Raw genomic sequence first — 8753 nt, 5'->3', positions numbered from 1 at the left:
ATGGTGCGGAAGGAGAGACTTGAACTCTCACATCCGAAGATACTGGAACCTAAATCCAGCGCGTCTACCAATTCCGCCACTCCCGCATACTGCTAAAGTAATATTGAAACCTAGATCTCGCAACTTTCGCATACACAAACAAAACTATGGTAGCATGTTTTAAAACATGGTGGCTACGCCCTGATTTGAACAGGGGACCCCATCATTATGAGTGATGTGCTCTAACCAGCTGAGCTACGTAGCCATGTTTTGTTTGTTGTCATCATCGCTGATGCGGGGCGTATTATGCTGATTACCCCCAAATCCGTCAACACCTTTTTTTCAAAAAAATGAATATTCCGAGTTGTTTGCGTTTTTTTTATTCGAACTGAACAAAAAACCGCAAAACAGAAGGTTGTTTAAGTTAAATATTATACAAAGGGTATTGTAGGAATTTAAATATTTAAAAGCCTTTATTCATTTTTACTTGCGGATGCTGCGTATTTTATTGCGTTAAGAAGTGAAAAAAGTAACGCTAAGAAATATCGCTAGATTAACTTTTGAGCATATTTAAATATCAAAGTGGAATTATCATCAACCGTAAGTTTGTCAGTGATGCAAGTCTGGATAACGAATGTATTTCTAACATTGTTGTCGCACATTTTCGCTTTAGATTTACATGTAATAGACGCGTACTTTTGTTTCACGAAAATGAGCCTTACATTAAACAAAACCTTTGATTGCAGTAAAAACCGGTTTTTAGGTTAAGGTGCTTTACTATTTTGAATATTCACCTGAAGTTGAGTTGAACAAATTAATCTGGGTTTGTGAAATGGATAAATTGGGATTTTTTTCAGATAAGCATGCTTAGTTTACGCTTAGTTGATGAGTGAACATTTGAATTTAGTATTAAAACTGTCTTGCGTGCTCTAGCATGGGTCAGTAGAAAGAAAAAAGGCCCGCAAACGCGAGCCTTTTTAAACACTATTTTCTTATACGTTAAATAAGAAGTTCATTACATCGCCATCTTTAACAATGTAATCTTTACCTTCTTGACGCATTTTACCTGCTTCTTTAGCGCCTGATTCGCCCTTGAACTCAATGTAGTCATCAAAGCCGATGGTTTGAGCACGAATAAAGCCGCGTTCAAAGTCAGTGTGGATTTTACCTGCTGCCTGCGGCGCCGTTGCACCGACAGGAATAGTCCATGCACGTACTTCTTTAACACCGGCAGTGAAGTAGGTTTGTAAGTTAAGCAATTCATAGCCCGCGCGAATTACACGGTTTAAACCTGGCTCTTCTAAGCCTAAGTCATCCATAAACTCTTTTTTGTCTTCGTCGTCTAATTCTGAAAGCTCAGCTTCGATTTCAGCACATACAGGCACAACCACCGCATTTTCTTGTGCTGCAATTTCACGCACTTTATCTAAAAATGGGTTATTTTCGAAACCATCGTCATTTACGTTGGCAATGTACATTGTTGGCTTAATAGTTAAGAAGTTGATGTACTGGATTGCTGCTTTTTCTTCTTTTTCAAGCTCTAATGAACGAAGCGTAAGGCCTTCATCTAAGTGCGCTTTCACTTTTTCAAGCACAATGAGTTCGAATTTCGCGTCTTTGTCGCCGCCTTTTGCTTTTTTAGCGTTACGTTGCACTGCACGATCAGCCGCTTCCATATCAGCAAGTACTAATTCAGTATTGATAACGTCGATATCGTCTGCTGGGTCAATTTGACCTGCAACGTGCACAATGTTTTCATTTTCAAAACAACGTACAACGTGACCAATTGCGTCAGTTTCGCGAATATTTGCAAGGAATTGGTTACCTAAACCTTCACCTTTTGACGCACCTTTTACAAGACCAGCAATATCAACAAATTCCATTGTTGTTGCCAGTACTTTTTGTGGATTTACGATAGCAGCTAGTTGATCTAGGCGTGCATCTGGAACCGCTACCACACCTGTATTTGGTTCGATGGTACAAAATGGAAAGTTTGCAGCTTCGATACCAGCCTGCGTAAGTGCATTAAATAGTGTTGATTTACCTACATTTGGTAGACCAACGATGCCACATTTAAAACCCATAATAATAAACCTTAAACTAAGTTAAACCAGTCTTAAGCGACTGGTTTAAATGTATGTAATCTGTTTTGTGCTTTTAACACACCGTCTTTTGCTAGTATTTCCATGCAGCGAACAGCTTCATCCACCACATCATCAATTAAAGCTTGATCTGCGGCAGGTGCTTTGCCTAGTACCCAGCCAGTGACTTTGTCTTTATGACCAGGATGACCAATACCAATTCGCAAACGCATAAATTCTTTTTGGTTTGCCATTTTACTAATGATGTCTTTTAGTCCGTTATGGCCGCCGTGTCCACCGCCTTTTTTAATTTTGGCAATACCAGGCTCAAGGTCCATTTCATCGTGTGCGACTAAAATATTTTCAACAGGAATTTTGTAAAAATTGGCTAAACTACTGACCGCTTTACCACTTAAGTTCATAAAAGTAGTTGGTATCAATAATTTGAATTCTTGATTTTGGATAATCACTTTGCCAACTAGGCCGTGATGTTTAGAATCGTGTTTGAGAATGCAGTTGTAACGTTTGGCCAGTTCTTCGATGAACCATGCACCAGCATTATGACGGGTTTTTGCGTATTCGGGGCCTGGATTAGCCAGGCCCACAAGCATTTGAATATTATTCAAGGTGCTAACACCTTAATAATTATTCTGCAGCGTCTTCTGAAGCTTCTTCAGAAGCAGCGCCTTTAGGAGCGTTTAAAGTCACAACAGCTTGGTCGTGATCTGCACCTTTAGCAAGCTCAACTGAAACAACGCCAGCTGGAAGAGCGATATCAGAAAGGTGTACAGTTGCACCAACTTCTAACGCAGCAACGTCAACTTCGATGAACTCAGGAAGTTGTGCTGGAAGACATGTGATTTCGATTTCAGTTACAAGGTGAGCAACAGTGTTACCGCCTTTAGTTGCAGCTTCTTCGTTAAGGAAGTGTACAGGAACCTTAGTGTGGATCTTGTGGTTAGCGTCAACGCGTTGGAAATCTAAGTGCATTACTTTAGGCTTGAACGGGTGACGTTGGATATCTTTAAGGATAGCTTCAACTTTTTCACCGCCAATGTTTAAAGTAAGGATGTGGCTGTAGAAACCTTCATCTTCTTGCGCTTTGATCACTTTGTTGTGAGCAAGAGTTAGAGATACAGCTTCTTTTTCTGCACCGTAAAGAACAGCAGGAACTTTGTCAGCACGGCGTAGGCGGCGGCTCGCACCAGTACCTAAGTCAGAACGTACTTCTGCATCTAATGTGTATAATTCGTTAGACATGAATGTCTCCAATATTTTAATTAAAGTATGTTGAAAGCTTCGCGACCAAAGCTCTCACCTAAAAAAGGCGCGCTATAGTAACACTGCAACCTAATAAAAGAAACCATTATTGTACTTTTTAAAAGTGGCGGATGAAATGCCGGTTTTATGATTGCAAAACCTAATGGCATAATTAGATTAACTCGATAATCAAAGCAAGTATCACGTGGCGTATCAACTAAGACCTTATCAGCACGAAGCGGTTGAAAAAACCTTAACTCATTTTCGCAAAAGCAATTGCTCAGCGGTTATTGTATTACCCACAGGGTCTGGGAAAAGTTTAGTAATTGCCGAACTCGCACGTCTTGCACGTAAAAAAATACTGGTGGTGACACATGTTAAAGAGCTTGTGGAGCAAAACCATGAAAAATATGAAAGTTTTGGCTTAAAATCGAGCATTTATTCTGCGGGGCTTAAGCAAAAGTCGCTTGCCCATCAGGTTACCTTTGCTAGCGTTCAGTCACTTGGGCAAAACCTTGATGCACTAAATGACGAGTATTCATTGGTGATTATCGATGAATGTCACCGCGTCTCTGGCGATGATAATTCACAATATCAAAAGTTAATTTCACATATTAAATCGAATAATTCTAATTTAAAGGTATTGGGGCTAACTGCTACACCTTATCGATTAGGCATGGGATTTATTTACCGCTTTCATCACCACGGCTTTGTCAGGGGAGATGAAAATGCCCCGTTTGAACATTGCATTTATGAACTGCCATTAAGGTATATGATTAAGCATCAATACCTTACGCCGCCAAAATTAATCAACGCCGCAATTACGCAGTATGACTTTAATTCTCTCAGTAAAGATGCGTTTGGCCGTTTTAGCGAACGTGACCTCAACCAACTGCTTAAAGAAAATCAGCGCGCAACAAAAGCGATTATTAATCAGGTGCTTGAGCTATCTTATGCATGTCAGGGGGTGATGATCTTTGCTTCAACCATTCAACACGCACAAGAGATCATTGAATATTTACCAAAAGCGCAAAGTGCGCTGGTGATTGGCGATACCCATAACGCTGAACGCGATGCAATTATTCGTCGATTTAAAGCAAAAGACATTAAATATTTGGTGAATGTATCCGTGCTCACTACAGGCTTTGATGCACCGCATGTGGATTTTATCGCTATTTTAAGGCCAACCGAATCGGTTAGTTTGTATCAACAAATTGTGGGGCGGGGTTTACGTCTTGCTGAAGGTAAAACTGAATGTTTGGTCATTGATTATGCAGCTAATGGCTTTGATTTATTTCACCCCGAGGTAGGCAGCGTTAAACCTAATAGCGACAGTGAACCCGTGCAGGTGCTGTGTCCCGGTTGTGGTTTTGCTAACACCTTTTGGGGTAAAACCGATAGTGATGGCAAAGTCATAGAGCATTTTGGTCGTCGTTGTCAGGGGATCTTAGAAGACGAGGGGCATAGTGAGCAGTGTGATTTTCGCTTTCGCTATAAAGAATGTGAGCAGTGTGGCGCACAAAATGATATTGCCGCGAGGCAGTGTCATCAGTGCCATCAACCTATTGTTGATCCTGATGATAAGTTACGCGATGCGCTTAATTTAAAAAATGCGTTGGTATTGCGTGTCAGTGGCATGCAGTTAGAAGCAGATAATCAGCGACTGAAAGTGACTTATCATGATGAAGATGGTGCAGACGTGAGCGAATACTTTAGCTTATCGTCAGACAAAGCGTCATTTTATTTTAGACGGCAGTTTTTGCGTGTGGGTGTTACCAGTAAAATTGATTTTTCTAACCCTAACTCAGTCGTTACGCATCAATCATTACTTAAGGTGCCGGACTTTGTGGTTGCAAAACGAGACAAAGGTAAAAATAAAGTGATAGAGCGAATTTTTGACTACCAAGGACAATTTAGAAAAGCACATGAGTTAAGATAAAAAATTTATATAAAACAAACAATAAGTATTTGGCGCTTGTTCAAAAATAGAACTAAACTCTAAGAAAAAAAACAGGCAGGGACGATGTTTTCAAGTACTAGAATTACTTTTCGCGTAACGCTCGCGTTTATTTGTTTGTTAATCGCTGTAATTACTGCATGCGTTGCTATTGGCTTACAATACTACTTTTCTAAACAAATTACGGTAAGCACCAGTCAGCAGTTTGCTGAACAAGTTGCCAAGCAAGTTGAATTATCTGTATCAAAAATGGATGATACGGCGAAGAACACTACATCATTACTCGCTAAATATTCATCTTTAATTGAAGGTCATACGCTTGTTGGAGAAGCAGACCAGATTCTCACTGAGCTGCTAATTGATCATAATGATTTTTATGCCATTTACTATGGATTTGATAATGGCGATTTTTATGAGTTGATTAATCTTGAGACCAACCAAAAAGTCCGGAAACAGCTTAATGCCGCAATGGAAGACCGTTTTGTTAAAATACATATTTATACCGATGATGAGCAAAGAGTTAGAAAAACTGAGTACCTTAACGATAAATTGCAGGTAAGACACAGTAAAGTTGAAGAGAGTGATTATGATGCAAGTAGCAGGCACTGGTTTATTAACGCCAATACAAAACGTGTTGTAAAATCCCCACCTTATCTATTTAATCATTTACAGGCTTCTGGCCAAACTTATTCGAAGATTGTTCATGGCACCAACCATGTTGTGGCCGTTGACTTAACATTGCAAACAATCGCTAAGCAGCTTAATGGCAGCTTTGAGCATAATCGCAACCCAGACAGTATTGAAGCGTATATTTATGATAGTCAAGGTGAGTTACTACTCAGTAATTTAAATGGCAAAGATAACGCAGTACTTAATGTTGAGCCGTTAACGCTTTCTAGTGAGCAGCAAGCATTAGTAAAGGAAGTTGGCTCTCTTAGTGTAAGTAATGAAATAAATTGGGCGCCGGTCGACTTTTCCATTTCAGGTATGCCTAAAGGGTATACACCAACATTAATCTCCTTACTCGGACAAAAACTTAACCTAGAGATTAATTTTATCAATGGTTACATGTGGTCTGAGTTAGTTTCTTTGTATCAAAATGGCAAAATTGATGTGTTGCAGCCAGTACATCAAACATTGAGCAATAAACAGTGGGGCGTATATTCTAAGCCTTTGCTTAATTTACCACTGACACTCGCAACCTTACCCGAAAATAATACGATTTCATCTCTTTCTGATCTTAATAATAAGCGATTAGCCATTCCTGAAGGCTGGTCACTGGTTGCAGCAATAAAGCACAGTTACCCTGAAATCACCATTGTTGAAGTCGCCGACTTACAAACGGCACTGTTAGCAGTTAAAAATGGCACGGTAGATGCCGCAATTGATAGTCAGTTGATACTAGCCTATACGGCGAAGATGTTTTTTATTGACGGGCTGCAATTTCATACAAATATTGATGCGAGCTTATTAAGTTTTGATACACACCTTCGTATGGTAGCAAAAGACAACAAAATTATTGAACTGTTAAACTTTGCACTTGAAAATGTAACGCAACAGGAACTTGCTTATTTATCTGAGCAGTGGCTAACGTTTGATCGAAGCGCTCAGGCCGTGGATGCCTCAACAGTTGTGCCTTATAAGCAATTAATTACTCTGTCAAAAGACAATGCTAACCACAATCGCTTACAAGTTATCGAAATTGAAAATACCGACTATTTACTTTTTATCGCACCTACAACGCTTGGTACAGAAGAACAAAATTACTTAGCCTTGCTGATCCCCAGTAAGCTCGCGTATTCAGAAGGGCTAAGCTATGTCACTAAATCAATAATTGTGACAACCATTATTTTGTGTTTGTTAATGCCATTAACCTATTTTGTTGCGAGCCCAATTGTTGCTGCAATGCGCCGCTTAAGTGCTGAGAATACAAAAATAAAACAACGGAAATACAACGCAATTGACGTTGAACATAGCTTTATTAAAGAAATTGATGATGTGTTTGATTCACTCAACCAAATGGCCGAGTCAATTCAAGAACACGAGGCAAAACAAGCTGAATTGCTCGATTCCTTTGTAAAATTAATCGCGCAAGCAATCGATGATAAATCACCTTACACCGCCGGTCACTGCAACCGTGTACCAGAACTAGGGCTTATGCTCGTGAGTCACGCGAGTGACTGCGATGAACCTCATTTTAAAGCGTTTAAACTAGATACCGATGATAAAAAACGAGAGTTCAAACTAGCTGCATGGTTACATGATTGCGGCAAAATAATTACGCCAGAGCACATTGTTGATAAAGGTACTAAGTTAGAGTGTATTTATAATCGTATTCATGAGATAAGAATGCGTTTTGAAGTTTTATTACGCGATGCAGAAATTAGTTTTTATAAGCAGTTGCAGCAACAGCCAGAGCGCGAAAGCGAATTACAACTTGAGCTAAATGCTACTCAGCAAGCACTTCACGAAGAATATGAATTTGTTGCCAAAATTAACCAAGGTGGCGAATTTATGGAAGAAGACAAAATAACGCGCTTAGAAGAAATAGCAAAACGTACATGGCTGCGCCATTTCAGTGATAAAAAAGGATTATCACCGCTTGAAGAGTTAAAGAATGAGCAACCTGATGATGTATTGCCGATTACCGAGCAGTTATTAGCTGATAAAGAAGGTCACATCATCAAACGTGAGCAGGCTGTTGAGTATGCGCCTCATTTAGGTATCAATATTGAAGTGCCTGAGTATAAAGCGAATTTAGGCGAGTTGTATAACCTTAAAATTGGCCGTGGCACACTGACCGCGGAAGATCGTTTTATTATTAACGAGCATATTATCGGCACAATTAAAATGCTTGATTCGTTGCCATTCCCATGTGAATTATCGAATGTGCCACGTTATGCCTCAACTCACCATGAAACACTCAAAGGAACGGGGTATCCAAGAAAATTGAAAGGGGATGATTTATCAGTTCCGGAGCGTATTTTGGTACTTGCCGATATATTTGAAGCACTTACCGCATCCGATAGACCGTATAAAAAGGCGAAATCCCTTAGTGTGGCGATTGATATTTTACATAAAATGTCACTCGATCAGCATGTTGATATTGAAGTGTTTAAGCTATTTTTACGCTCTGGCGTGTATAAACAATATGCACAAAAGTACATGCCAAAAGAACAAATTGATGAGATTGATTTAACTAAGTACTTATAGCGTATGATATAAATTTTATAACTGCGTGAGTATGTAAACGCAGAAAATGCATTATTAAGAGTGTTGAAAATTAGATAGCTCAGGGTCGAATTTTTCGCTTTGCTTTTTGGTGTGTTTATCTATATCGATTACGGAAATGGAATCATTATAAGCAAATAAAAAGGCTTGTTAAAAGCCTATTTTAATTTATTGAGATGTAACCTAACTTGGTTTGATTTTGACTAATGTAGGTCGCGCCGATGGGTTACTTGTTTACATAGTCG

5 protein-coding genes and 2 tRNA genes are annotated in these 8753 nt (G+C 39.4%); 2 read left to right on the top strand and 5 right to left on the bottom strand.

The genetic code is table 11. The features are described from left to right. Window position 1: 1 nt before the first annotated feature. The 5 genes from AN214_RS17895 to AN214_RS17875 form a co-directional block, all read right to left on the bottom strand. Window positions 2-86, bottom strand: a tRNA-Leu gene (locus tag AN214_RS17895). An 81-nt stretch (window positions 87-167) separates the two neighbouring features. Continuing rightward, window positions 168-244: transfer RNA gene (locus tag AN214_RS17890), tRNA-Met, on the bottom strand. Between the two features lie 727 nt (window positions 245-971). Next, entirely contained in the window at window positions 972-2063 is a 1092-nt protein-coding gene (gene ychF / locus AN214_RS17885) for a redox-regulated ATPase YchF (RefSeq protein ID WP_054980973.1), read from the bottom strand. A gap of 32 nt (window positions 2064-2095) precedes the next feature. Next, on the bottom strand, window positions 2096-2686 hold the full coding sequence (gene pth / locus AN214_RS17880; RefSeq protein ID WP_010560394.1) for an aminoacyl-tRNA hydrolase: 591 nt from the start codon (window positions 2684-2686) through the stop codon (window positions 2096-2098). Between the two features lie 19 nt (window positions 2687-2705). Next, the gene (locus AN214_RS17875) at window positions 2706-3320 is read right to left on the bottom strand and encodes a 50S ribosomal protein L25/general stress protein Ctc (RefSeq protein ID WP_010560393.1); all 615 of its coding nucleotides are present in this window, start codon (window positions 3318-3320) and stop codon (window positions 2706-2708) included. A 205-nt stretch (window positions 3321-3525) separates the two neighbouring features. Between AN214_RS17875 and AN214_RS17870 the strand changes: the two genes are divergently transcribed. Continuing rightward, the gene (locus AN214_RS17870; RefSeq protein ID WP_054980972.1) at window positions 3526-5259 is read left to right on the top strand and encodes a DEAD/DEAH box helicase; all 1734 of its coding nucleotides are present in this window, start codon (window positions 3526-3528) and stop codon (window positions 5257-5259) included. Between the two features lie 84 nt (window positions 5260-5343). After that, on the top strand, window positions 5344-8490 hold the full coding sequence (locus tag AN214_RS17865; RefSeq protein ID WP_054980971.1) for an HD domain-containing phosphohydrolase: 3147 nt from the start codon (window positions 5344-5346) through the stop codon (window positions 8488-8490). The last annotated feature ends 263 nt before the right edge of the window (window positions 8491-8753 follow it).

This window comes from Pseudoalteromonas sp. P1-9 (assembly GCF_001399975.1).
GTDB lineage: Bacteria > Pseudomonadota > Gammaproteobacteria > Enterobacterales > Alteromonadaceae > Pseudoalteromonas.
The sequence above is the reverse complement of the archived record's forward strand: the minus strand, read 5'-3'. Positions and strand labels throughout refer to the sequence as shown.